Source organism: Paraburkholderia flava, assembly GCF_004359985.1.
Taxonomy (GTDB): domain Bacteria; phylum Pseudomonadota; class Gammaproteobacteria; order Burkholderiales; family Burkholderiaceae; genus Paraburkholderia; species Paraburkholderia flava.
Window position 1 is genome coordinate 951,403 of record NZ_SMRO01000003.1, and the last position, 23,769, is coordinate 975,171.

Below are 23,769 nucleotides of genomic sequence, written 5' to 3' on the forward strand. Positions count from 1 at the left end.
ACCGCAGCTCACCACGGGCCACCACCGACTTACGATGTCGACCCCGACGTCAGACTCAGCGCCACCGCCTGCGCGACTTCGATCCCATCGATAGCCGCCGAATAGATCCCGCCCGCATACCCCGCACCTTCGCCGGCAGGATACAGACCTTCGACGTTCATGCTCTGGTAATCGTCCTTGCGTCGAACCCGGATCGGCGACGATGTGCGCGTCTCCACGCCGGTGAGCACCGCATCGTGCATCGCGAAGCCGGCGATCTTTTTATCCATCTCGGGGAGTGCTTCGCGGATCGCTTCGATCACGTAGTCGGGGAGCGCGGTGCTGAGATCGGTTGGGTGCACGCCCGGCTTATACGACGGCACCACGGAACCGAGCGACGTCGACGGTCGGCCCGCAATAAAATCACCGACCAGTTGACCCGGCGCCTGGTAATTGCCGCCGCCGAGTTCGAACGCGCGCTCTTCCCATTTGCGCTGGAACGCGATGCCTGCGAGCGGTCCGCCGGGATAGTCGTCCGGTGTGATGCCGACGACGATGCCCGCATTCGCGTTGCGCTCGGCGCGCGAATACTGGCTCATGCCGTTGGTGACTACCCGGCCGGGTTCGGAGGTCGCTGCGACCACCGTGCCGCCGGGACACATGCAGAAGCTGTAGACAGCCCGCCCGTTGCTGCAATGGTGCACGACCTTGTAGTCGGCCGCGCCAAGCTCCTTGTGACCGGCAAACTTGCCGAAGCGGCTGCGATCGATCAGCCCCTGCGGATGTTCGATCCGAAAGCCCAGCGAAAACGGCTTGGCTTCGATATAGACACCGCGATCGTGCAGGATCTGGAAGGTGTCGCGCGCGCTGTGGCCGACGGCCAGCACCACGTGATCGCAGCGCAGCGTTTCGCCGTTCGACAGCTGCAGCGAGCGCACCTTGCCCTGATCGATTTCGATATCGTCGACGCGCGTTTCGAAGCGCACTTCGCCACCCAGTTCGTGGATGGTCGCGCGCATCTTTTCCACCATGCTGACGAGGCGGAACGTGCCGATATGCGGCCGGCTCAGGTACAGGATGTCTTCCGGTGCGCCGGCCTTGACGAATTCGTCGAGCACCTTGCGGCCGTAGTGATGCGGATCCTTGATCTGGCTGTACAGCTTGCCGTCGGAAAACGTCCCGGCGCCGCCTTCGCCGAACTGCACGTTGGATTCCGGGTTGAGCACGCTTTTGCGCCACAGGCCGAAGGTATCTTTGGTGCGCTCGCGCACGGCCTTGCCGCGTTCGAGGATGATTGGACGGAACCCCATCTGCGCGAGGATCAGTCCCGCGAACAGGCCGCACGGTCCCATGCCGATCACCACCGGACGCGGGTGGGTCGTGTGCTCGGGTGCCTGCGCGACGAAACGGTATGTCATGTCGGGCGTCACCGCGCAATGCGGCTTGCCGGCGATCCGCTTGAGCACGGCTGCTTCGTTGCGGACTTCGACGTCGACGATGTACGTCAGCTTGATATCCGAGCGCTTGCGCGCATCGTGCGCACGGCGGAAGACCGTGTAACGGACGAGGCCGTCTGCCGCTACGCCGAGATCCTCGAGGCGCGCGAGAACCGCGGCGTCGAGATCGCTTTCGGCATGGTCCAGAGGGAGTTTGACTTCGCTTAAACGTAGCATGGGTGCTGGGGTGCGGTTGCCCCGGGAATCGTGGTGAATCCGTATTTTATAGGTTCGGCGGGTTTTCGAATGAAAGCGGCTGCGCGGGGAAGCGCGAAGGCTGCTGTGGCGAGCCGATTTTGACCGTGTCGATGCAGGCGGAGATCGGCTATGCTGGTCGCGCTGACCAGGTCGTGCAGTCGCAAGCCGTAGTACCCGCCGCAAATACTGCTGCGCGCTATGCTCCAGGCATTTTCGCGCATTTCTGATTCACAAATAAACGATATATACTGTTTATATTGTTTATCGATCAGGAGGTAGATTTGAACGCCACCCGTACTACACGTACTCCCCGCGCCGCGACCAAAACCGCAGCCGCAACGAAGAAAGCCGCGGCCCCCGCGAAGAAAGCGCCGCGCGCAGCGGCTAAATCGAATCAGCCGGCAGCCGAAGCAGCGGTGAAAAAGCCGCGTGCCGTGAAGACGGCCACGACCGCAAAGACCGTGAAAGCACCGGTCAAGAAGGCCGTTAAGGTGGTTAAGCCCGTGCCGAAAGCGCTAAAGGCAGAGAAGCCCGTACCGAAGGCGCTGAAAGCAGCGAAGCCTGTACCGAAAGCGCTGAAAGTAGAGAAGCCGGTACCGAAAGCGCTGAAAGCAGAAAAAGCCCCGAAGGCCGCGAAACCCGCAGCTCCCGCACCGGCACCGGTCGAAGTGAAGGTCAAGCGCTCGAAGAAGGAAAAGGTCGTGCGCGACAGCTTCACGATGCCGAAATCCGATTACGACAAGATCGCGGCGTTGAAGCAGAAGTGCCTCGACGCAGGCGTCGTCGTGAAGAAGAGCGAACTGTTGCGAGCTGGGCTCGGACTGCTCGAATCCGTACCGGCACACCAGCTGCTGGCCGCGATTGCCGCAGTCGAAACCGTCAAGACGGGGCGTCCTGCGCGTTCGTAATGCGTGGTGCTGGAAGGCTCGCGGTGGAAGTACCGGGTCGCGTGCCCTTGGTATAAGCCTAATTCAACAGACGCAGCGCCGAAGCCAGCACCGCCGCCTTGAACGCGGCGGGCCGCTTCGGCAGCGACGTGAACGGCAGCATCACGTGGCTATACGCGACTGTTTTCCCGATCCCGTTGACGAGCAGCGATAACGCTACGTACGGGTCCTGCTTCGCGATCTCGCCGGATGCAATCAAGTCCTTCAGCAGCGGGATAAACACCCCATAGCACGGGCGCATCAGGTGCTCGGTCAGTGCATCGAGACGATCGCCCGTTTCGGTCGCGGCAGTCGAGATGAACATCCCGACGTCGGGTGATGCAAACACCCGGTCCACAAACAACGCGATCGCTTTCTCGAACCGCTCGCGCGGGGTGAGATCGGCGCAGTCCCGTAGTGTCTTCATGCTGTCGACCATCGACATGGTCTCTCCGGCGATCTGCATCACGACCGCCATCCACAGTCCTTCCTTCGTTCCGAAGTGATGCGCGATCAGCGCCGAATCGACGCCGCATCGCCGCGCGATGTCGCGGATGCTCGTCGCTTCGAATCCCTGCCGCGCGAACGCTTCGCGCGCACTTCTGAGCAACGCATCCGCGCCGACCGTGCTGCACGACGCGGGTCGCCCGCGTGCACGTCGCACAGGTTTGGCCCGGCTTTTTTCGGTGTCTCCAGCAGTCATTGTCGAATGGGGTCCTTACTGATTTTTACGTCGACTGCATGTGTGTCGATCGCAGCGGCACAAGTTTAACCGCATGACCCCTACGCCTGCCTATCTGGGTTTGTACCCGTACGTCACCTCACACCCGCCCGTTTGACAGATCGGTCGCCGGACCGTACCATGCATTAATTCATCAGTAGATGAATATTCGTTCGCAACCCGGCAGCGGTGTCGCGCGGTGCCTTATCGGCCGTGCGGAGCGCGTGCGCCGGTGCGCATCGACTATCGACGTATTCGACACATTCGACGCATAGCCCTGCCGAAGACGCATCCCATCCGGCGCCGCGTGCGTCGTTCAGCGAAGCGAAGGCACTTCATCAAACGAGGTGAATCGTGAGTAACAGCAGCATGCCGATGGACGCGTGGCAATGGGCCGTGAGTCTGCTCGATACCGGTATGGTGGGCGTCGCGGTAGCAAAGGTGAATGCGGTGGTTCGTGCCGGCGCCGCCGATCGCAAGCGCAGCCGTGCACCGGTGCGGGCGTTGTCGCAGGCGTCCGGATCGAACGTACAGGACGTCTCGATGGTCACCGTGTCGGTGATCGACCGGATCGGTCCGCGAACGGCGGTCGTGTCGTGGAGCGATTCGCGTCTGGGCTCGTACGGCGATCAGGTCTGGCGAGCGGCGCTCGCGCGCAGGAAGGGCCGGTGCGCGCTGAGCGGGCAGCCGGTGCGCAAGGGCGACGCGATCTATCGGCCGCGCCGGAGCGATCCTCCGCCGATCAACGAAGACGCGATGATTCTCGCAGTGTTTCTCGACGAGATCGTTTGAGTCCGCAGCCAGTTGCCGCCGGGCCTTTATCCGATCTTTACGCAGCCCCTCCGAGCTTTTGCAGCGCATAGATCCGTCATGTGCTGAAATCGAGCCTTCTGACAACTTTCGTCTGTCGAAATCGGAGTCTGGATGCTGCGGTTACTGATTCCTGTCGTCGATCGTGGAGGCGCGGTACTCGCCGCGCGCCACGCGGCGTTCTTGTTCCTCGAGCAATGCGTCGCCGAAGTGGAACTGCTCGAAGTGCTCGAACCCGCCGACGAAGGACGCAGCGTCGCCGCCGGTTCACGCGACTCGCTGCGCCTTCACGAAAAACTCGGGATGTCGGGCGCGCTGATCGAAACGCGTTCGATCCTCGAGGACGCAGGCGTTCCGTACAAATGGAAGCGCGTGTTCGGTCACGGCGCGAAGGCCATCGCCGATTACGCGAAGCAGAAGCAGTCCGACGTCGTCGTGATCGATGCGAGCCACTTCAGCATGTTGCGTCGCTTTGCGTTGCTGGCGGGGTTGTGGCGGTTGATGGGCACGCCGGTCACGATGCTGCATTAGCTTGTTATACGGGGCGTGGTGAGTCCGCACGCGGCGACGCCTTAGCGGCGAACCGTCGCTTTCCATTCCTCTGCATAATCGTCGGCGCGACATGTATGCCGTTGACGATCCAACGCATCGTTTAATCGCCAAGCCTGATCGCGAGCCCACGTTTGCATCTGTAAACGCACACACGCTCATCATCCCGAGCAAAAGCGCATCGCCCTCATAACGGGCCCATCGCGACAGCCCAAACCCGAATCAGCGAAGCTCTCCCCGCATTCCTTAGGTCGAACGAGGCCCATTGTTCCGTACGACCGCCTGAAACCCACCCGCACGTATCCCTCACCCCCACCGCAGGCAATGTTTTGTATCCACCAACCGACCAGATACATTGAGATACACAACCCCCTCGGCGGCCGGCGCGCATTGCGCTATAAAGCGTTCATCGACTGAACTGGAGCGCACCATGAGCGAATCGCTGCTGCACGGGTCCTGCCATTGCGGGGCCGTTAAATTCGAAGTCCGTACCGCCGTTACACCCGCGACGCGCTGCAACTGCAGCCTGTGCCGACGCAAGGGCGCGCTGATGTCGCCAATGGTCCCGGTCGGCGATCTGCACGTCACCGAAGGCGCGGATGCGCTGTCGCTGTACCAGTTCAACACGCAGGTCGCGAAGCACTATTTCTGCAAGCACTGCGGCATCTATCCGTTTCATCAGACGCGGACGAAGCCGGACATGTGGCGCGTGAATCTGGGCTGTCTCGACGGCATCGATCCGTATGCGCTCGAAGCAAGCGTCGCCAACGGCGCGAGCCTGTCCATCGTGGAGGGCGCATGAAGCGGCTCGTCGCGATCCTCGCTTTTCTCGCGGGCGGTCTCGCGGCCGAACTCGCACATCCGCTGCAATGCTCGATGGTGCCGGCAAGCGGCGTGCTGCGGCGTCGCAACGGCACCCGTAACGGGACCACGAACCGCACGGTATGATTTCGCGATGGACAAGATAGACCACGTACTGATCGTCGACGACGACCGCGGCATCCGCGAACTGCTCGCAGGCTACCTCGAGAAAAACGGCATGCGCGTGTCGCTCGCGGCGAACGGCCGCGACATGCGCACCGCGCTCGACAACGGCGCGCCCGACCTGATCGTGCTCGACCTGATGCTGCCCGGCGAAGATGGCCTCGTGCTGTGCCGCGAACTGCGCGCCGGCAAATTCCGCACGGTGCCGGTATTGATGCTGACTGCGCGCAGCGAAGAAACCGATCGCATCGTCGGCCTCGAAATGGGCGCCGACGATTACCTCACGAAGCCGTTTGCCGCGCGTGAACTGCTCGCGCGGATCCGCTCGGTGCTGCGCCGCACGCGCATGCTGCCGCCCGGCATGCAGGTCGCGGAAACTGCGCCGCTGCTCGGTTTCGGCGACTGGCGACTCGACACCACCGCGCGGCACCTGCTCGATAGCGAAGGCACGATGGTCGCGCTGAGCGGCGCGGAGTATCGACTGTTGCGCGTGTTCCTCGATCATCCGCAGCGCGTGCTGACGCGCGATCAACTGCTTAATCTCACGCAGGGACGCCAGGCCGATCCGTTCGACCGCTCGATCGATCTGCTGGTGAGCCGTCTGCGTCAACGTCTGCGCGACGTCGCGCGCGAACCGCGCTACATCAAGACGCTGCGCAGCGAGGGTTATGTGTTCTCGGCGGCGGTCGACGTTGTCGGCGATCCATCATGAGGCCGCTCATGTGGCGCTGGCCGCGCTCGCTGTTTGCGCGGCTCACGTTGATACTTTGCGTCGGTCTCGCGCTTGCGCAAGGGCTGTCGTTCTGGCTCACGATGACCGAGCGCGATCAGGCGACGACCAACATGATGATGGGCTACATCGAACGCGAGGTCGCGAGTTCGGTCGCGCTGCTCGATCATCTGCCGGCCGCGCAGCGCGCCGCGTGGTTGCCGAGACTTGAGCGGCGCAGCTACCAGTTCGTGCTCGGGCCCGGCGTCACCGGTACGCCGCCGGGCGCGCGATTGTCCGCACGAGTCGAGCGCTCGATCTCCGACGGCATCGGTGCCGAGTACCCGATGACCGCGAACGAAGTGCCCGGCGACACCGAACACTTCCAGGTGCATCTGCGTCTCACCGACGGCTCGCCGCTCACGATCGACATCCATCCGATGTCGTCGGTGCCGCTGTCGCCCTGGCTGTTGCTGGTGCTCGTGCTGCAGCTCGCGGTGCTGGCCGCGTGCTGCTGGATCGCGGTGCGCCTCGCGACGCGTCCGCTGCACGAACTCGCGGAGGCCGCCGATACGCTCGGCCCCGATCTGAAGGCAGCACGACTGCGCGAAGATGGTCCGTCGGAAGTCGCGCGTGCCGCGCGTGCATTCAACGCGATGCAGGACCGCATCGCAATGTATCTCGCCGAACGCGTGCAGATTCTCGCGGCGATTTCGCACGACCTGCAGACGCCGATCACGCGGATGCGTTTGCGCGTCGACGTGATGGACGACGACGTACAGGGCACGAAGCTGCGCCAGGATCTGCAGGAAATGGAAACCCTCGTGAAGGAGGGCGTGACCTACGCGCGTACGCTGCACGGTACCGTCGAGGCGCCGTGCCGGATCGATCTCGATGCGCTGCTCGATAGCCTCGTCTACGACTACACGGACGCAGGCAACACGGTCACGTACGAGAACCCGCAGCCGGTCGCGGTGGTGACGCGTCCGCAGGCGTTGCGGCGGATTGTCGTGAATCTCGTCGACAACGCGCTGAAGTTCGGTGGGGCCGCGTCGCTTGAAGTATCCGGTGCGCCGAAGGGGCCGGTGACGATCGCCGTGCTCGATCGCGGCCCCGGCATTCCGGCCGAGCAGCTCGACGCGGTGTTCGAACCGTTCTACCGGATCGAGTCGTCGCGTAACCGGCAGACGGGCGGCACCGGTCTCGGTCTCGCGATCGCGCGGCAGCTCGCGCAGGCGCTCGATGCGACGTTGTCGCTACACAATCGCGACGGCGGCGGGCTTGAGGCGCGGCTCACGTTGAAGGCGGTGCGCGAGGGCAGCTAAGCTAGCGATGCCTTCGCGCACACCACGCTACAAAAACCGTTCGACGCGAAACGGCGTCGGATCGACGAACGTGTCCTCGCCGGTCATCATCTCCGCGATCATGCGCCCGGTGACCGGGCCCAGCGTCAACCCGTGGTGCGCGTGGCCGAACGCGAACCACAGATCCTTATGCCGCTTCGCCGGCCCGATGATCGGCATCATGTCCGGCGTGCACGGACGGCTGCCCATCCACGGCTCGTCGTCGACGCGCGCGCCGAGCGGAAAAAGTTCGCGCGCGACCGGTTCGACGGCGGCAAGCTGCAGCGGCGTTTTAGGCGCATCCCGATGCGCGAATTCGGCGCCGGTGGTGAGCCGGATGCCGCGTGTCATCGGTGCGAGCAGATAACCGATCTCGGCATCGAGCACCGGATGATTCAGCCGCGCGTCGCCGACGGTCGCATAGTGCATGTGATACCCGCGCTTGACCGCGAGCGGTAGCCGGTAACCGAGCTTCGTCGAGATCACGTTGGACCACGGCCCCATCGCGACCACGACGGAGCCTGCCTCGATCGGACCTCGCTCCGTGTTCACCTTCCAGCCGGGTTCGAGCGTCGCCGCATCGCCGATCAGAAACTGTCCGCCGAGCTGCTCGAAAAGACGCGCATACGCGGACACAAGTGCGTTCGGATCGCTGACCGAATCGGCGGCAGTGAAGTGCAGGGCTCCGGCTAACGATCCGCGAAGCGCCGGCTCGACCTGCTGCAATTGCGCGGCGTCGAGCGCCTTGAACGCGACGCCGAATTCGCGGTTCCAGCGCTCCGCCGCGCGCGTCTCTTTGTCGCGCTTCGCGGTGCTGCGGAACGCCTTGATCCAGCCCTGCTGACGGATCAACGCGCTCGCGCCGGCGGCGTCCGCCAGCGCGCGATGTTCGGTGACGCAGTGCTCGATCAGCGTCGCATACGAGCGCGCGATCGCGGCATGACGGGCCGGCTGCGAGTTGCGCCAGTAGCGATAGAGAAACGGCGCGAACGCGAGCATCGCGCTCGGGTCGTAGCGCACGTCGGTCGAGCGGTTGCGTGCGTAGCGCAGCAGCGTGCCGAGCTCGCGCGGAAACGCGTACGGATAGACACCTTCGCGCTGGATCAGTCCGGCGTTACCGAACGACGTCTCGTTACCCGGCTGCTTGCGGTCGACGAGCGCGACCGATCGGCCGCGCTGCTGCAGATGCACGGCGATCGACACACCCACCACGCCGCCGCCGAGCACGACGGTATCGAATCTGTTTGCCACGATTGCCTGCCTCCGGGAGTTAAACCGCCGACGTACCGGCATTGCTTTCGCCGGTCGAGTCGAGGATGGGAGGCGCAGTGACGATCGATTTGAGCGACGGCGTCGGCTGCGTGAGCTTCGTCACATCGGGACGCGGGCGGCGCAGTGCGGGCACTGCATCGAAGGCCTGTTCGAACGCATGCGCGACGGCGAGCGTTTTGCGGTCGCCGTGAAACGGACCGACGATCTGCAAACCGAATGGCATGCCCGCGTGATCGACGCCGCACGGCAGCGACAGCGCAGGGTGAGTCGTCAGCGTGACGACGTACGTCAGCGCGAGCCAGCGGTAGTAGTTTTCCTGCGCACGTCCGTTGATCTGCGCTGCGTACAGTTCCTGCCACGGGAATGGCGAGACCGGTGTGGTCGGCGAGAGGATCACGTCGTAGCGTTCGAACGCGGCTTGAAAGCGCCGGAAAATGCGTGTCTGTTCCGTCTGTGCCCACGCGCTGTCCGCGAGCGACATCTTCGCACCCATCTCGTAGTTCGAGCGCGTGTTGGGACCGAGCGCGTTCGGGTCGCGTGCATACGCATCGCGCAGTCCGGCGACGAAACTCTCCGCGCGAATCACGTCGAAGCAGCGGTGCACATCGCCGAGATCGAACGTCACCGGCTCGCACGTGTGGACCAGCGGCGCGATTGCGGCGATGCGCGAACGGAACGTCGCGCGGATATCGTCGTCGACGTCGCAGCTGTCGAAGTCCTCGGTGTAGCCCACGCGCAGCGACGACAGATCCAGCGGCGCGGGCATCGCAAACGAAAGCGGATCGACTTCGTAGCTGAGCGGATCGGTGGTCGAGAGGCCGGCGGTCGCGGCCAGTTGCAGCGTGGTTTCGGCGACGGTGCGGCCCATCGGACCGACGACCGAGATCGGTGTCCAGCCGAGTAGCCGCCGCGAATTGGGCACCAGCCCCGCCGACGGCCGGAAGCCGACCACGCCGCAGATCGACGCCGGAATGCGCAGCGACCCGCCCGTGTCCGAGCCGGTGCAGACCGGCAGCATGTCGCACGCGAGCGCGACGGCGGAGCCACCTGATGAACCGCCTGCGTTCAGTTCCGGATTGAACGGATTGCCGGTCGCGCCCCACACAGGGTTGCGCGTGTTGGCGCCCGCGCCGAGTTCGGGCACGTTGGTCTTCGCGACGAGGATCGCGCCGGCCGCGCGCAGGCGTTCGACCAGCAACGCGTCGTGCGAAGGCACATTGCCGCGCGACATCGGCGAGCCGTAGGTGGTGAGCAGACCGGCAGTGTCCTCGAGGTCTTTGACGCCCAGCGGCAGGCCGTGCAGCAGGCCGAGCGGCTCGCCGTTCAATACGGCGCGCTCTGCGGCCTTCGCGGTGCTGCGCGCGGCGTCGAAACAGGTGGCGGTGATCGCGTTCACGGCGGGGTTGATCGCTTCGATGCGCGCGATGCACGCATCGAGCAGTTCTACCGGTGAGATGTCCTTCGCGCCGATCATCCGGCGCAAATCGACGGCGCTGTGGCCGGGCAGATCAGCGGATTCATTCATGACGGGATGTTCTCCTGGCAAGGTTCAATCGAGTGCTTCGCCGGTCCGGTCGCGCAGCCAGATCGTCGGCACGGGGTGCCTGGCGACGAGGATCGCGAGAAACGCGGAGACAACGCACAGCGTCAGCATCGAAGGATAACGGCTTGGTAGCACGAATGCCCAGAAACGGGACGATCCGCAAGGTGGCCGGCGTGTCACGCGTGACGGGCGAGCCCTCGCACTGTGCGTTGCCCGTAAAACAACGATATGTGAACTTTGTTGCTCTTGCTCGCTGGCGTCCGTGGAGACACCATGGACACACTTCGACGAACCGCAGCACACGATCCACGCTGTACCGTCGATCCATCGAGTCCAGCAGCAATCATTTAAACGGGACCGCGGCACACGCCAGAGGCGTTAACCGCGATCGACAGGAGAGTTCGCATGTCTGACCAGATCAACGCTCGTCGCCGTCACTTCCTCGGAACCGCTTCGGTCGGAATCGGCGCATTGGGGCTGGGCCTCGCGGGTCTCGCGCATGCGCAGTCGGCATCGGGTTCGCACGGCGTATCGAGTGCGTCGAACGCTTCGTTCGGCGATCTGCGACAGATCAATGCCGGCACGCTGAGCATCGGCTACGCGGAAGCGGGGCCCGCCAACGGTCCCGTCGCGATCCTGCTGCACGGCTGGCCGTACGACATCTACAGCTTCGTCGACGTCGCGCCGCTGCTCGCGGCCCAAGGCTATCGCGTGATCGTGCCGTATCTGCGCGGCTACGGCACGACGCGTTTTCTCTCCGCCGATACGATGCGCAACGCGCAGCAAGCGGTCGTCGCCGTCGACATCATCGCGCTGATGGATGCGTTGAAAATCGACAAGGCGGTGATCGCCGGTTACGACTGGGGCGCGCGCACTGCGGACATCATCGCCGCGCTGTGGCCCGAACGCTGCAAGGCGCTGGTGTCGGTGAGCGGTTATCTGATCGGCAGCCCGGAGGCGAACCACGCACCGCTGCCGCCGAAAGCGGAATTCGCGTGGTGGTACCAGTTCTACTTCGCAACCGAGCGCGGCCGTCTCGGCTACGAAGCCAATCGACACGACTTCGCGAAACTGATCTGGCAGACTGCATCGCCGAAATGGAACTTCGACGACGCGACATTCGACCGCTCCGCGAAAGCCTTCGACAACCCGGACCACGTCGCGATCACGATTCACAACTATCGCTGGCGGCTCGGTCTCGCGCAGGGCGAGTCGCAATACGACGCGCTCGAAAAGCGCCTCGCGGCAGGGCCGACCATCGGCGTCCCGACGATCACGATGGAAGGCGATGCGAACGGCGCGCCGCATCCGGACCCTGCGTCATACGCGAAGAAATTCACCGGCCGTTACGCGCATCGGACGATTACCGGTGGCATCGGTCACAACCTGCCGCAGGAAGCGCCGAAGGCGTTCGCCGATGCGGTGCTCGACGTCGCGCGGTTCTGATCGACGACGCGGTGAAGGATGTACCATGACTGCTTTTCGGGCACCGCCCGAAGAGCAGTAAAGACATCCTCCACCCAAGCGGAAACCGGAACCGTCGAGATGAATCTGCGGGCGCTGCAATGCTTCGTGATCCTTGCCGAAGAGCTGAACTTCAGCCGCGCGGCCGAGCGCCTGCACATCGCGCAGCCGGCGCTGAGTCAGCAGATCCGTCTGCTCGAAGAACGACTCGGCACGCAACTGGTCGATCGCGCACGACGGCCGCTGCGCCTCACCGAAGCGGGTCACTATCTGTGTACCGAAGCACGGCAGATTCTCGGTTCATGGGAACAGGCGAGCATCGCCGCGCAGGAGATCGGCATCGGCCGGCGCGGCTGGCTCAGCATCGGCTTCACGCGTTCGGCGATGTACAGCATTTTGCCGCCCGCGTTGAAGGCGTTTCATCACGCGTATCCGCAGGTCGAACTGAAGCTCTTCGAAATGCTCACCGAAGAGCAGACCGACGCGCTACGCGACATGCACATTCACGTCGGCATCGGCCGCCAACCGCTCGCGATTCCAGGCTGCACGTCGATCCCGCTGCTGCGCGAGCGCGTGATGGTTGCGCTCGAACCGGGCCACCCGCTCGCGTCGCGCAAAAAAATCCGCATCGTCGAACTCGCCGATACGCCGTTGATCCTTTATCCGAAGCATCAGAACGCGCAGTTCAAGCGCTCGGTGCAGTCGCTGTATCGCGACGCTGGCGTGACGCCTGTCGTCGCGCATCAGGCCTATGAAATCCAGACCGCGATCGCGCTGGTCGCAGCGGGGCTCGGCGTGACGCTGATCGGCGAATCGGTCGCGCGACATGGGCGCACCGACGTCGTGTTTCGCCATCTCACCGGCCCCGGTTCGTCGTACCGCTCGACACTGGCCGCGACCTTCCGCACCGACGATCAATCGCCGCATCTGCGCGCCTTTCTCGGCTGTCTGCCCGCGCCGCTCGCGGACGGCACACTATAAGAAAAATCCGATAGAAGAATAAGCAACTCGTCTTGGACGCGTCGCTCTGCCGTTCTTATTATTGATTGCTCTTTCCGGAGCGTACATACGATAAGAACGCCGCCCCGGTCACGGCCGCTGCGGCATGGGACAGGAGACAAGACAGCATGACGTCCTTCGACGAAACAGCAACGATGCGAAAGGTCTACAAGCGGCTGATGCCGCTGCTTTTCGCGATGATGTTCTTCAATTATCTCGACCGGATCAACATCGGTTTCGCCGCGCTGGACATGAATCATCAGCTCGGTTTCAGTCCTGCCGTGTTCGGCTTCGCGGGCAGCATCTTCTTCTTCGGCTACATGCTGCTCGAAGTGCCGAGCAACCTGCTGCTGCATCGAGTGGGCGCGCGTCGCTGGATCGCGCGCATCCTGCTGACGTGGGGCGCCGTCGCGGCGGCGACCGCGTTCGTGTTCAACGATTCGAGCTTCTACGTGCTGCGCTTTCTGCTCGGCGTGATGGAAGCGGGGTTTCTGCCGGGCGTCGCTGTCTACCTGACGCAATGGTTTCCGGTGCGCTATCGCGCGCGGGCCGTCGGCGGCTACATCATCGCGGGGTCGTTTTCCGCTGTGCTGGGCGGACCGATCTCCACTGTTGTGATGACCTACGCGAATGGCACGCTCGGTCTGCAGGGCTGGCAATGGATGTTCCTCCTCGAAGGCGTGCCCGCGATGCTGCTCGGCCTCGTCACGCTGCGCATCATGACCGAACGTCCCGCTGACGCGACCTGGCTCGCCGACGACGAAAAGCGCTGGCTCGAATCGACACTGTCGGCGGAGCGCGCGGCGCTCGGCGGCAACACGCATTACCCGCTGCTGCGCGTCGCGAGCGACATCCGCGTGTGGAGCCTCGCGTGCCTGTTCGGCTGCGCGCTGGTCGGCATCTACGGGCTGTTTCTGTGGCTGCCGCAGATCGTCAAGAGTCTCGGTCATCCGACGAACATCGAGGTCGGCTTTCTGTCCGCCGTGCCGCCGTTGCTCGGCGTGCTGGGCACATTTCTGATCAGCCGCAGTTCCGACCGCACCGGCGACCGCAAGAAGCATCTCGCATTCGTGTACGGAATGAGTGCGCTCGCGATCGCGGGCAGTGCGTACGCGCCGAATCCGCTGATCGCATATGTGCTGCTGTGCGTGACCGGTCTCTTCATCTACGCGGGCAATCCGCTGTTCTGGAGTCTCGCGTCGTCGTTCAGAACCGGTGCCGCGGGCGCCGCGACGATCGCATTGATCAACACGATCGCGCAGTTCGGCGGCCTCGTCGGACCGTGGAGCATCGGCCTCGTGCGCAACGCGACGGGCAATTTCAAGCTCGCGTTGCTGACCATCGCGGCGTTTCTCGTGGTCGCGACGATCATCGCGCTCGTGATGCGCGTGACGCCGCGCGACGAAGAAGCTGCAGCGCTCACCGGCGATCCGGCCACGCATACCTGAACGTATCTACGCATCCACGTAACCTCGGAACACCACACATGATCATCGACTGCCACGGTCACTACACGACCTCACCGCCACAGCACGAAGCGTGGCGGACGAAGCAGATCGCCGCGCTGAAAGACGGCACTCCGGTTCCGCCGAGGCCCACGATCACCGACGACGAAATCCGCGCGAGCATCGAAAACGGCCAGCTGCGCATCCAGCGCGAACGCGGCACTGATGTGACGATCTTCTCGCCACGCGCGGCGGGCATGGGTCATCACCTCGCGGGTGCGCAGGCGAACGAACACTGGTCGGCCGAAAGCAACGACCTCGTGCATCGCGTGTGTGCGCTGTTTCCGCGCAACTTCGTCGGCGTGTGCCAGTTGCCGCAGGCGCCGGGCGTTGCACCGGACAACTGCATCGCGGAGCTGCGGCGTTGCGTGCAGGAACTGGGTTTTATCGGCTGCAACCTGAATCCGGATCCGTCCGGCGGACACTGGTCCGGGCCGCCGCTCACCGATCGCTCGTGGTATCCGCTGTACGAAGCGATGGTCGAACTCGATGTGCCCGCGATGATCCACGTGTCGTCGTCGTGCAATCCGAACTTTCATGCGACGGGCGCGCACTACATCAACGGCGACACGTCGGCGTTTATGCAGTTGCTGACCGCCGATCTGTTCGCGGATTTCCCGACGCTGCGCTTCATCATTCCGCACGGCGGCGGCGCGGTGCCGTATCACTGGGGACGTTATCGCGGTCTCGCGCAGGACATGAAGCGGCCGCTGCTGCGCGACTATCTGCTGAAGAATGTGTTCTTCGATACCTGCGTCTATCACCAGCCGGGCGCCGAACTGCTCGCGAAGGTGATTCCGGTCGAGAACATTCTGTTCGCGTCCGAGACGATCGGCGCGGTGCAGGGCATTGATCCCGAAACGGGCCACTACTACGACGACACGCGCCGCTATATCGACGCGATCGAATGGCTGAGTGCCGACGATCGCCAGCGCATCTACGAAGACAACGCGCGCGCGGTGTACGCGCGGCTCACGCAGCAACTGGACCGGCAACGGTCCGCAGAAGGAGCGACGGCATGAACCCGATCGGATGGCGCGAATACGAATCCGCGCCGCAGGCCAGCACGGCGACGCTGGAGGCCTTGCGCGAACTGGCGGTGTCGCTGCTGAGCGACAACATGGCGCGCTCGAGCGGGATCGTCGGTTTGCGCGCGTTTCATCAACCGAAGGCCCTTGTCGGCACGGCGGTGACGGTGCGTACGCGTGCCGGCGACAACCTCGCGATCCATCGCGCGTTCGACTATTGCCGGCCCGGCGACGTGCTCGTGATCGACGGCGAGGGAGAAGTCACGCAGGCGCTGATGGGCGACATCATGGCGAGTTTTGCGGAGCGGATCGGCGTGCGGGGACTTGTGATCGACGGCGCGATCCGCGACGTCGGCTCGCTTCGTCAACGGGATTTTCCGGTGTACGCGCGTGGTGTCACGCATCGCGGACCGTACAAGAACGGGCCGGGCGAGATCAACGTGCCGGTGACGGTCGGTGGGACGGTGGTGATGCCGGGCGATCTGATCGTCGGCGACGAGGACGGTCTGCTCGCGATTTCGCCTGTCGATGTCGAAGCCGTGATCGAAGGCGCGCGCAAACAGGCCGCGAAGGAAGCGGCGGCGCTCGACGCAATCGCGCACGATCGCTTCGACCGTTCGTGGGTGATTCCGCAGCGCGACCGGATGATGCAGGGTTGATCCATTCAACGATGGGCTGCACGCGAACGGAGTAGAGTCGCGTGCTGAACCTTCCTCTGAATTTCGCGGGAACGTAGACCCTTCATGCCGGAATATCTCGACGCCGCTGCGCTGCGCGAACTTGTACAGCAAGTAGAGCAAGCGGCCAGCACGCCATGCACGTGCACAAAAACCCCGCTCGATGGCTGGCAGTCGCAGCCGTTGTCGCTCGACGAAACGCAGCTCATCGAGATCGGTACATTGGTATCGCCGGAACCCGGCGCGGAACCTGAGCCGACGTTCAGCGAGTATCTGCCTGCCGGGACGAACTACTGGTCCATCGATGCACCGATCGCGCCGCGCTACTTCCCGTACAACCGCTGTTCGGTGTGGCGCTGCACGTCGTGCAGCCGTCTCTATCTGCGCTATACGGAAGGTGGCGGGTATTTCGTCGACCGGCGGATTCGCGCGCTGCGTTCGATTCTGATCGAAGACGTGCCGCTATAACTGCTCACCGGTTAGCGTCGTACTAAACCGGATCGTGGCAGCACACGCAGAGTTTGTTGCCGTCCGGATCGCGAAAGTACGCACCGTAGTAGTTCGGGTGATAGTGCGGCCGCAGTCCCGGTGGCCCTTCGCATGAACCGCCGTGCGCGAGTGCGGATGCATGTGCCTGATCGACGGTGTCGCGGTCGCGAGCGAGCAGCGCGAGCATGTGACCGTTACCGCGATTCGCCTCGTTGCCGTCTTGCGGCTTGCTGATCACGAACAGCGGACGCGGCGCATCCGGCGATATCCATCCTGCCCATTGCCTGTCGTGATCGCAGAATTTCTGCGTGAGCTTTAGCGTCTGCATCAGCGGCGCATAGAAACCGTACGCGCGATCGAAGTCGGTGATGCCGACGAATACGTGGGAAATCATCATGATTTTTTCTGCGGACAGGTTGTGCTGCATGGCTGGCATGCGGAGATGTCCTGTAGTCTACAGGCTCGTCGATCTGTCATTGGAGAAGGAAGTCATGAGCCAGCAGAAGCCTGTCGAATACGTGGATGCCGCGCCGGAAGTCAAAGCGGTGTACGACGACATCAAGGAAACGCGCGGCGTGCCTGATGTCAACAACTTCTGGAAGTACATCGCGCAGCATCCGCCGACTCTCGCCCGCACATGGGACAGCCTGAAGGACGTGATGTCGCCGGGCACGCTGGACCCGCTCGTCAAGGAACTGCTATATGTCGCGGTGAGCGTGACGAACAACTGCACGTACTGCGTCGCGAGCCACACGGCCGCCGCGCGCCGCGCCGGTATGACGGACGAGATGTTCGGTGAGCTGCTTGCGGTCGTCGGGATGGCGAATGAGACGAACCGGCTGGCGGTGGGGTATCGGGTGCCGGTGGATGCCGCGTTTGAGTAGGGTCGCGCCTACCGCATCGCTTCCCACATCGCCTCAATCAACCTGAACGACCGCTCATCACCAATCAGCGTGCGCCTCATCCGGTTCATCGCAAACGCGAACGTGGCACGCGCGTTCAGGTCGACGACGATCAGCGATCCGCCGCCGCCCGCCCAGAAAATCGTGTCCGGGTTCGGCGGCACGGGCTTGAACAGCGCACACGGCGCGAGGCCGTAGCCGAGTCCGAAGCGCACGTCGATTCCCGTCATCACGAGGTCCGGGCCCTGGATCTGCTGTTCGAGTGCGCGTCGGCAGCCCGCTTCCGACAAAATCCGTTTGCCGTTCACGCTGCCGCCGTTCGCCACGATCGACTGGATCAGCGCGATCGAACGCGCGTTGCCGTGTCCGTTCACCGCTGGAATTTCGGCGCCGCGCCATGCACGCGTGAGCGTGGCATCGGGTTCGGGAAGCGAGTCGAGCAACGCGTTGCGCTGGATCTCGGTGAGCCTCACTTCCGGTGCGTTGGCTGGACGTGCGCTTGGGATCAAATCCGCGACGCGATGATCCTCGGACGCGGGCAGTCCGATCCAGAAGTCCGCGTCGAGCGGCTCGGCGATCTCGTCGCGAAACACCGTGCCGAGCGATCGACCGGTAATCCTCCGCACCACTTCGCCGATCAGAAAGCCGAACGTGTACGGGTGATAGCCCGACGCGGTGCCCGGCTCCCACAACGGCGCCTGCGCGGCGAGCAGACGCGTCGCCTTGTCCCAGTCGTAGTAGTCCGCGCCGCTGAACGGTTCGCGCCAACCCGACAAACCCGACGTATGGCTCATCACGTGTGCAACCGTAATCCGCGCCTTGCCGTTGGCCGCGAACTCGGGCCAGTACTTCGCGACCGGCGCGGCGAAGTCGAGTTCGCCGCGATCGGCGAGCAGCAGCGCGGTGAGGGCGGTCATCGTCTTCGTGGTCGAGTAGACGTTGGCGATCGTGTCGCGCTCCCATGGTCGCGTTTTCTGCGCATCGGCCCACCCACCCCACAGATCGACGACGGTCTCGCCTTCGACGGTCGCGCAGAACGACGCGCCTAGATCCGGACCGACATCGGACGCTTCAGAAAAGTTGGCCTCGAAAATATCGCGTACCGCAGCGAAGCGGTCGGACACGAAGCCGTTCACGGCGCAGCCTGTCATGGGACGCTCTCCGTTCATCGCCGCTTGCATGCGCGGCACGATAAGCCCGCTGGACTTGTGCTCCGTTGGGTCGTCAAGTGTAGCGCAGGCATGCAGTGCGTCCGGCAGCCTGGCGTTCCAGAAGACGGTCTTATCGTCGATGAAATGAAAAGCGCTTCAATAGCCAAGCGCCGGATCGACGCCCGGCGGCACGACACCGGTGGTCCGATAGCGCGCGATGTTCGCCGCGATGACAGCCGCTGCCGTGTCGAAATCGGTCGGCGCGGAAACGTGGGGCAGTACGGTCACGCGTGGGTGCGACCAGAAACGCGAGTCCGGGGCGAGCGGTTCTTCGTCGAACACGTCGAGCACCGCGTGCGACAGATGTTCGCTGTCGAGTGCGGCGAGCAGCGCGTCGGCGACGACGATCGGGCCGCGCGCGAAGTTGATCAGCGCTGCGCCTGGTTTCATCGCGTGCAGACGTTGCGCGTCGAGCAGGCCGCGCGTGTCGGCTGTCAACGGCACGAGGCACACGACGATATCGCTTCTGCGCAGCAGTTCGTCGAGACCGTCGGCTTTCGATAGTGTCTCGATGCCGGGCAGCGTTTTCGGCGAACGACTCCAGCCGAGCACGCCGAAGCCCGCATCGACTAGCCGTTGCGCCGCCGTCGTGCCGAGCGCACCGAGGCCGAGGATGCCGACCGTCTTCGACGACGGCTTGCGATAGTCGTGCTGCTGCCAGACGCGCGCGTGCTGCTGTTGCCGGTACGCGGGCATGTCGCGATGCAGGTACAGCGTCCACGCAAGCACGGCTTCCGCCATCGTGCGCGACATCTCCGGATCGATCAGACGCACGATCGGCGGACCGTCCTTCGGCCATCGCTCGACAAGTTGTTCGACACCGGCCCACAGGCTATGCAGCCACGCGAGATTCGGCAGCGCGGCGAGATCGGTTGGATCGGGATTCGCGACGATCGCAATTCGTACGCGTTCGCGCTGCGCAGCCGTTAGTTCGCGCGCTGGCACGATCTGCTCTTCGGGCATCGCGGCCGCGAGAGAAGATCGGTAACGTGCTTCCTGATCGGGGCGAAGGGTGCTGACGAGTGCGATCGGGTCTGACATGGGTGAGCGATCCGGCAAGAGACAGTTACGCGTGCGATTAGGCGCGCGTCGACACGCGCGCGTATTCACGCACATACGCGCTCATGCATGTACGTGCGCAGGCATTCACGCTCACGTATGAACGTAACACCTGCGCACACACCTACGCAGCACGCACGTTGCGCGTCGTGCATCAATTACAGTCTGAAGCGCCGACGCGCCTAAAACCCCCTCACCCCCCAGCCTTCTCCGCCTCCATCTCCGCCATATCCTGATAGCGATCGGCAATCCGCGGATGCGCGCGCCCGCCATCCGACGCCCCGATAGCAATCAGAATCTCATCCGCCCCAGGCGCATCCGCGATCTGAAACGTCGCCGTAATGAAGTGCGACCGCTTGCCCGTTTCCGACTTATGAATCATCGGCACCGACAGCAGCGCACCAGGCCCGACGCGCGTATTCGTGAAGCTAAGAAACGCAGTCCCCTGAACCGCTTCGCGATAGAGGTTGCCGAAGCGCAACGTATGAATCAGTGCGGAGCCGTGCTCGATCTCACCGTTCACGCCGACGGTCGCCGCCTTGCCGTATGCCTCGACCCGTTCGGCCGGCATGATCGCAGTGAGGCGACGCGTCATCTCGGCGCCAAGCGCCGGCGCGAGCCGCAGAATATCGGGCCGCAGGTTCTCGACGAACCCGCGACCCGCCCACGGGTTCCGCAACACCGCCGCGACGACCACCGTCGTGATCGGCCGCTCAGCGGGTCGACCGCCTTCGATCAGCGTTTCCTCGACAAACGTCGAAATCTTGCGAAGTCCTGTTTCCATTGCCGCGTTCTCCATGATGGGTAGAAGGGATGGAATGCATGCTATCGATGCAAAAGGGACGAGTCTTCCGCCGGTTCGCTGGATGGATCTTTTATTTTTCCCTGCGATATGACGTATATTTTGAGCGAGTCCAACGGTCACGCAGAAAATGTCAGATCAATCGTCGCGGATAATGGCGCTTCGCGATGTCGCCAGTCAGATCAATTCCGACGGCGACCTCGATACCGTGTTGCGGGACCTGATCCGCGCCGCGTGTCGGCACGGCTCATGGGATCTCGGGTCGATCATGACCGTCGATGCGGCGCACGGCTACGCGTTCGTGATGGCGCGCTACGAGACCACGTTGCTACCCCGTTCGCTCGAAGACCGCTGGGAACTCGCGACGAGTCCCGCGCTCGTCGCACTCCAGCGCAGCGAGCCGGTCTACATCCGCGACGCGCGCGAATCCGTCGAATTCCCCGGCTATCGCCGCGAAGCACACGAGCGCGGTTATCGCACGGTGCTCGTGCTGCCGATGGCAAGTGCCGACAGCGAAGGCCGGCCGATGGTGCTGGCCGTCGCCGCGCGCAAGGTCGCGGACGTCAGCGCCGAAGACCTGTCGTTCATGGCGTTGATCGTGCACCTTGGCGCGATCGCGATCGAGCGCGCGCATCGTCAGCGCGCGCAGGCCGCAGCCGCCGAGCAGTTGCGCCGCGCGCTCGTGTCGCAAGGCTCGCTGCTGAACGAAGTGCTCGCGGGCGGCACGATCGAATCGCTCGCGCAGATGCTCAGCGATCTGCTGACCGCGCCGGTGCTGATCCTCGATTTCTTCGGCAACCGGCTGGTCGGTTCGGCGTCGCCGTTCCCCGCGAAGCATGACGACGCAGCGTGGCAGCGGATGCTCGAAGGCGCGCCGGGCCGGCAGATCCTGCTCGACGTACGCGACGCAGTCGCGCATCGCCGCTTCGGCACGCTCTCTCTACGTATCGGCGACAAACTCTCGCTCGACGCACGCATCGAACCGGTGATGGTCGACGACGAAGCCGTCGGCGCGCTGCTGATCTTCGGCGAACTGAATGCCGGCGACCTGCAGCAGCTGACCATCGACAGCGCACGCTTCGCGCTCAGCGTGCAATTGATGCGCAGCGTCATCCGCTTCCGTTTCGAAACCCGCACGCTGACCGAACTGTTCTTCGAGATCGTCGAGCGTCGCTGGCGCGACGAACAGGATGTGCTCAACCGCGCGCATCGGCTCGGCCTGCCGCTTGCGTCGCCGATGCGGATGCTCGTGATCGATTTCCCCGATCGGCCGGATCAATCGGCGGATCTTTCGGCGGAAAGCCATCGCACGGTCACGCTGCTCGCCGCGCAGCAGGATGTTGCGGCGCACATCGTCACTGTCGGCGGCGGCCTCGTGTGCCTCATGCCGCAGGACAACGCACGCGACCAAAAGAACGACAAAAGCGGCAGCGAACGCATCGGCAAACTCGCACAACGCATCGCCGAAACGCTAGGCCGTTCGTTCGGCCGCCAGCCGATCGTCGTCGCGGGCGAAACCTGCGCGGGCCTCGACGCACTCGCAAAAGAATGGGAACGCTGCTGGCGAATGATCCGCATCGCGCGGACCTTCGGCCGCAGCGGCGCGATGGGCGTGCCCGATCTGGGCCCGCTACCGATGCTGATCGGAGCGGCCGATTCCGCCGACGTGCGCAGCTTCATCGATGGTGCGATCGGCGAAGTGGTCGAGTACGACCGCAAGCACGCGTCCGCGTACCTCGACACGCTCGCCGCATACGTGCGCTCGGGCTGCCGCAACCAGCCGTGCGCGGATGCGATGGGTCTGCACGTGACCACACTGCGTTACCGGCTTACGCGCATCGCGGACCTCTTCGGCATCGAAGTCGAAACGCCGGAGCAGCGCTTCGCAATCGAGCTCGCACTGAAGCTGCACAGCCTGATCGAAAGCAGCGCGCCTGCGGTTCCGCACTGAAATTTCCATCCTGAGGTTTCTACCAGGCCGCCGCGTTCACTCCACCGAACGCGAGGCTAATCACCCAAACTTCTCCTTCGTTTCAGCGGAAGCTTCTTCCTTCGACATCCCCTAACTTACACCTCATCCGCAACACGCATCGAGGTGAAGGGCATGCAAGTCGAAGTCGCAGAAGTCGCAGAGAAGCCGGTCGTCATCGATCCGGCCGCATTGCGCGGGGCGTTCGGCACATTCGTTACCGGCGTGACGGTGATCACTACGCGCGACGACGAAGGCCGGCCGCGCGGGATGACCGCGAACTCGTTCACGTCGGTGTCGCTCGATCCGCCGTTGCTGCTCGTGTGCGTCGGCAAGAGCGCATCGAGCGCGACCGCGTTCCAGACCGCCGGTCACTTCGCGGTGAATCTGCTGCGTGCCGAGCAGACCGATGTGTCGGGTCTGTTCGCATCCAAATCCGCCGACAAATTCGCCACCGTCGATCACGACACCGTGCACACCGGCGCGCCGGTGCTGACCGATTGCCTCACGTGGTTCGACTGCACCGTACACGACCGCGTCGATGCCGGCGATCACACGATCCTGATCGGCCGCGTGCAGGCGTTCGGCACTAGTCCTTCCGCGCCGCTAGGTTTTTGTCGCGGCCGCTATGCACAGGTGAAGGACCCGCTGCCGCCGGGCTGGCTCGCATCGCACGCGATGACCGCCGGTTATCTGATCGAAGCCGAAGGCGCGGTGCTGCTCGCGAAAGACGGCAAGGGCGGCTGGGTGCTGCCGAGCGCATCGCGGCGTCTCGCGAACGGCAGGCTGCCGGTGCCGGGCGGCGGTGAACTCGAACTGCTGCCCGACGACACGTTCCTCTATTCGGTGTTCGACGTCGACGGTAACGACGCCGGTTATCTGATCTACCGCGCGCGTCTCGCGCAATCGCGGGCTGCGTGCGCGCTGCCCGACTGCTTCCAGTTTTTCGCACTGGACCAGATCCCCTACGACGACATCGCAACCGTCGAGATCCGCTCGATGCTGCGGCGCTACGTGCGCGAAAGCGCGAACGGCCGCTTCGGCATCTACGTGGATTCGCACGACGGCGGCCGCGTCGCGATGGTGAGCACGGTCCAGCCGTGGGTCCAGCATCCGCAACCTTGATTCGGAAAC

The 23,769-nt window shown here is 64.0% G+C and carries 24 protein-coding genes; 16 read left to right on the plus strand and 8 right to left on the minus strand.

Translation table 11 applies throughout. From position 1 onward, the window contains the following. Positions 1–29 precede the first annotated feature (29 nt). Positions 30–1,652 (minus strand): NAD(P)/FAD-dependent oxidoreductase, encoded by a 1,623-nt coding sequence (locus E1748_RS26735; RefSeq protein WP_133650270.1) that lies wholly within the window; start codon positions 1,650–1,652, stop codon positions 30–32. A 302-nt stretch (positions 1,653–1,954) separates the two neighbouring features. Between E1748_RS26735 and E1748_RS32030 the strand changes: the two genes are divergently transcribed. Continuing rightward, positions 1,955–2,581, plus strand: a complete 627-nt coding sequence (locus E1748_RS32030; RefSeq protein ID WP_205965300.1) for a hypothetical protein — start codon at positions 1,955–1,957, stop codon at positions 2,579–2,581. A gap of 58 nt (positions 2,582–2,639) precedes the next feature. On the opposite strand, the gene E1748_RS26745 is transcribed toward E1748_RS32030, so the two are convergent. Beyond that, the gene (locus tag E1748_RS26745; protein WP_133650271.1) at positions 2,640–3,302 is read right to left on the minus strand and encodes a TetR/AcrR family transcriptional regulator; all 663 of its coding nucleotides are present in this window, start codon (positions 3,300–3,302) and stop codon (positions 2,640–2,642) included. 372 nt (positions 3,303–3,674) lie between these two features. Between E1748_RS26745 and E1748_RS26750 the strand changes: the two genes are divergently transcribed. The 6 genes from E1748_RS26750 (at position 3,675) to E1748_RS26770 (ending at position 7,697) form a co-directional block, all read left to right on the plus strand. Further along, positions 3,675–4,112 (plus strand): DUF3331 domain-containing protein, encoded by a 438-nt coding sequence (locus tag E1748_RS26750; protein WP_133650272.1) that lies wholly within the window; start codon positions 3,675–3,677, stop codon positions 4,110–4,112. A gap of 132 nt (positions 4,113–4,244) precedes the next feature. Continuing rightward, the gene (locus E1748_RS26755; protein WP_133650273.1) at positions 4,245–4,661 is read left to right on the plus strand and encodes a universal stress protein; all 417 of its coding nucleotides are present in this window, start codon (positions 4,245–4,247) and stop codon (positions 4,659–4,661) included. Positions 4,662–5,109: 448 nt separating this feature from the next. Further along, entirely contained in the window at positions 5,110–5,481 is a 372-nt protein-coding gene (locus E1748_RS26760; protein WP_133650274.1) for a GFA family protein, read from the plus strand. Beyond that, on the plus strand, positions 5,478–5,627 hold the full coding sequence (locus tag E1748_RS31590; protein WP_166653633.1) for a hypothetical protein: 150 nt from the start codon (positions 5,478–5,480) through the stop codon (positions 5,625–5,627). Before E1748_RS26760 ends, E1748_RS31590 begins: the two co-directional genes overlap by 4 nt. Positions 5,628–5,634: 7 nt before the next feature. Further along, positions 5,635–6,375, plus strand: coding sequence for a response regulator (locus E1748_RS26765; protein ID WP_133650275.1), 741 nt, complete (start codon positions 5,635–5,637; stop codon positions 6,373–6,375). An 8-nt stretch (positions 6,376–6,383) separates the two neighbouring features. Further along, on the plus strand, positions 6,384–7,697 hold the full coding sequence (locus E1748_RS26770) for a sensor histidine kinase (RefSeq protein WP_240766800.1): 1,314 nt from the start codon (positions 6,384–6,386) through the stop codon (positions 7,695–7,697). Between the two features lie 27 nt (positions 7,698–7,724). On the opposite strand, the gene E1748_RS26775 is transcribed toward E1748_RS26770, so the two are convergent. Then, positions 7,725–9,008 carry an NAD(P)/FAD-dependent oxidoreductase gene (locus E1748_RS26775; protein ID WP_133650277.1) on the minus strand — a complete coding sequence of 428 codons (1,284 nt, stop codon included), beginning with the start codon at positions 9,006–9,008 and terminating at the stop codon, positions 7,725–7,727. Continuing rightward, positions 8,986–10,512 carry an amidase gene (locus tag E1748_RS26780; RefSeq protein WP_133650278.1) on the minus strand — a complete coding sequence of 509 codons (1,527 nt, stop codon included), beginning with the start codon at positions 10,510–10,512 and terminating at the stop codon, positions 8,986–8,988. Before E1748_RS26780 ends, E1748_RS26775 begins: the two co-directional genes overlap by 23 nt. A gap of 423 nt (positions 10,513–10,935) precedes the next feature. Here E1748_RS26780 and E1748_RS26785 point away from each other — a divergent pair, with 423 nt between their 5' ends. The 6 genes from E1748_RS26785 (at position 10,936) to E1748_RS26810 (ending at position 16,671) form a co-directional block, all read left to right on the plus strand. Beyond that, positions 10,936–11,976 carry an alpha/beta hydrolase gene (locus tag E1748_RS26785; protein ID WP_133650279.1) on the plus strand — a complete coding sequence of 347 codons (1,041 nt, stop codon included), beginning with the start codon at positions 10,936–10,938 and terminating at the stop codon, positions 11,974–11,976. Positions 11,977–12,075: 99 nt separating this feature from the next. Then, entirely contained in the window at positions 12,076–12,975 is a 900-nt protein-coding gene (locus E1748_RS26790; RefSeq protein WP_133650280.1) for a LysR family transcriptional regulator, read from the plus strand. A 146-nt stretch (positions 12,976–13,121) separates the two neighbouring features. After that, positions 13,122–14,441 (plus strand): MFS transporter, encoded by a 1,320-nt coding sequence (locus tag E1748_RS26795; RefSeq protein ID WP_133650281.1) that lies wholly within the window; start codon positions 13,122–13,124, stop codon positions 14,439–14,441. Between the two features lie 38 nt (positions 14,442–14,479). Continuing rightward, positions 14,480–15,520, plus strand: coding sequence for an amidohydrolase family protein (locus E1748_RS26800; protein WP_133650282.1), 1,041 nt, complete (start codon positions 14,480–14,482; stop codon positions 15,518–15,520). Then, positions 15,517–16,185, plus strand: coding sequence for an RraA family protein (locus E1748_RS26805; RefSeq protein WP_133650283.1), 669 nt, complete (start codon positions 15,517–15,519; stop codon positions 16,183–16,185). Before E1748_RS26800 ends, E1748_RS26805 begins: the two co-directional genes overlap by 4 nt. Before the next feature lie 84 nt (positions 16,186–16,269). Further along, complete coding sequence (locus E1748_RS26810) at positions 16,270–16,671, plus strand: hypothetical protein (protein ID WP_133650284.1); 402 nt, start codon at positions 16,270–16,272, stop codon at positions 16,669–16,671. A gap of 22 nt (positions 16,672–16,693) precedes the next feature. Here the strand turns inward: E1748_RS26810 and E1748_RS26815 are convergent, their stop codons facing one another. Then, positions 16,694–17,086 carry a VOC family protein gene (locus E1748_RS26815; RefSeq protein WP_133650535.1) on the minus strand — a complete coding sequence of 131 codons (393 nt, stop codon included), beginning with the start codon at positions 17,084–17,086 and terminating at the stop codon, positions 16,694–16,696. Positions 17,087–17,183: 97 nt separating this feature from the next. Here E1748_RS26815 and E1748_RS26820 point away from each other — a divergent pair, with 97 nt between their 5' ends. Beyond that, on the plus strand, positions 17,184–17,576 hold the full coding sequence (locus E1748_RS26820) for a carboxymuconolactone decarboxylase family protein (protein ID WP_133650285.1): 393 nt from the start codon (positions 17,184–17,186) through the stop codon (positions 17,574–17,576). Between the two features lie 8 nt (positions 17,577–17,584). Here E1748_RS26820 and E1748_RS26825 read toward each other — a convergent pair whose 3' ends face one another. The 3 genes from E1748_RS26825 to E1748_RS26835 form a co-directional block, all read right to left on the minus strand. Beyond that, positions 17,585–18,745 (minus strand): serine hydrolase domain-containing protein, encoded by a 1,161-nt coding sequence (locus E1748_RS26825; RefSeq protein WP_133650286.1) that lies wholly within the window; start codon positions 18,743–18,745, stop codon positions 17,585–17,587. Positions 18,746–18,901: 156 nt separating this feature from the next. Further along, positions 18,902–19,846 (minus strand): 2-hydroxyacid dehydrogenase, encoded by a 945-nt coding sequence (locus E1748_RS26830; RefSeq protein WP_133650287.1) that lies wholly within the window; start codon positions 19,844–19,846, stop codon positions 18,902–18,904. A gap of 211 nt (positions 19,847–20,057) precedes the next feature. Next, positions 20,058–20,648, minus strand: a complete 591-nt coding sequence (locus E1748_RS26835; RefSeq protein WP_133650288.1) for an amino acid synthesis family protein — start codon at positions 20,646–20,648, stop codon at positions 20,058–20,060. A 148-nt stretch (positions 20,649–20,796) separates the two neighbouring features. On the opposite strand from E1748_RS26835, the gene E1748_RS26840 reads away from it, so the two are divergent. Next, a complete protein-coding gene (locus tag E1748_RS26840; RefSeq protein WP_133650289.1) occupies positions 20,797–22,617 on the plus strand; it encodes a helix-turn-helix domain-containing protein in 1,821 nt (606 codons plus the stop codon). A gap of 153 nt (positions 22,618–22,770) precedes the next feature. Then, complete coding sequence (locus tag E1748_RS26845; RefSeq protein ID WP_133650290.1) at positions 22,771–23,760, plus strand: flavin reductase; 990 nt, start codon at positions 22,771–22,773, stop codon at positions 23,758–23,760. Positions 23,761–23,769 lie beyond the last annotated feature (9 nt).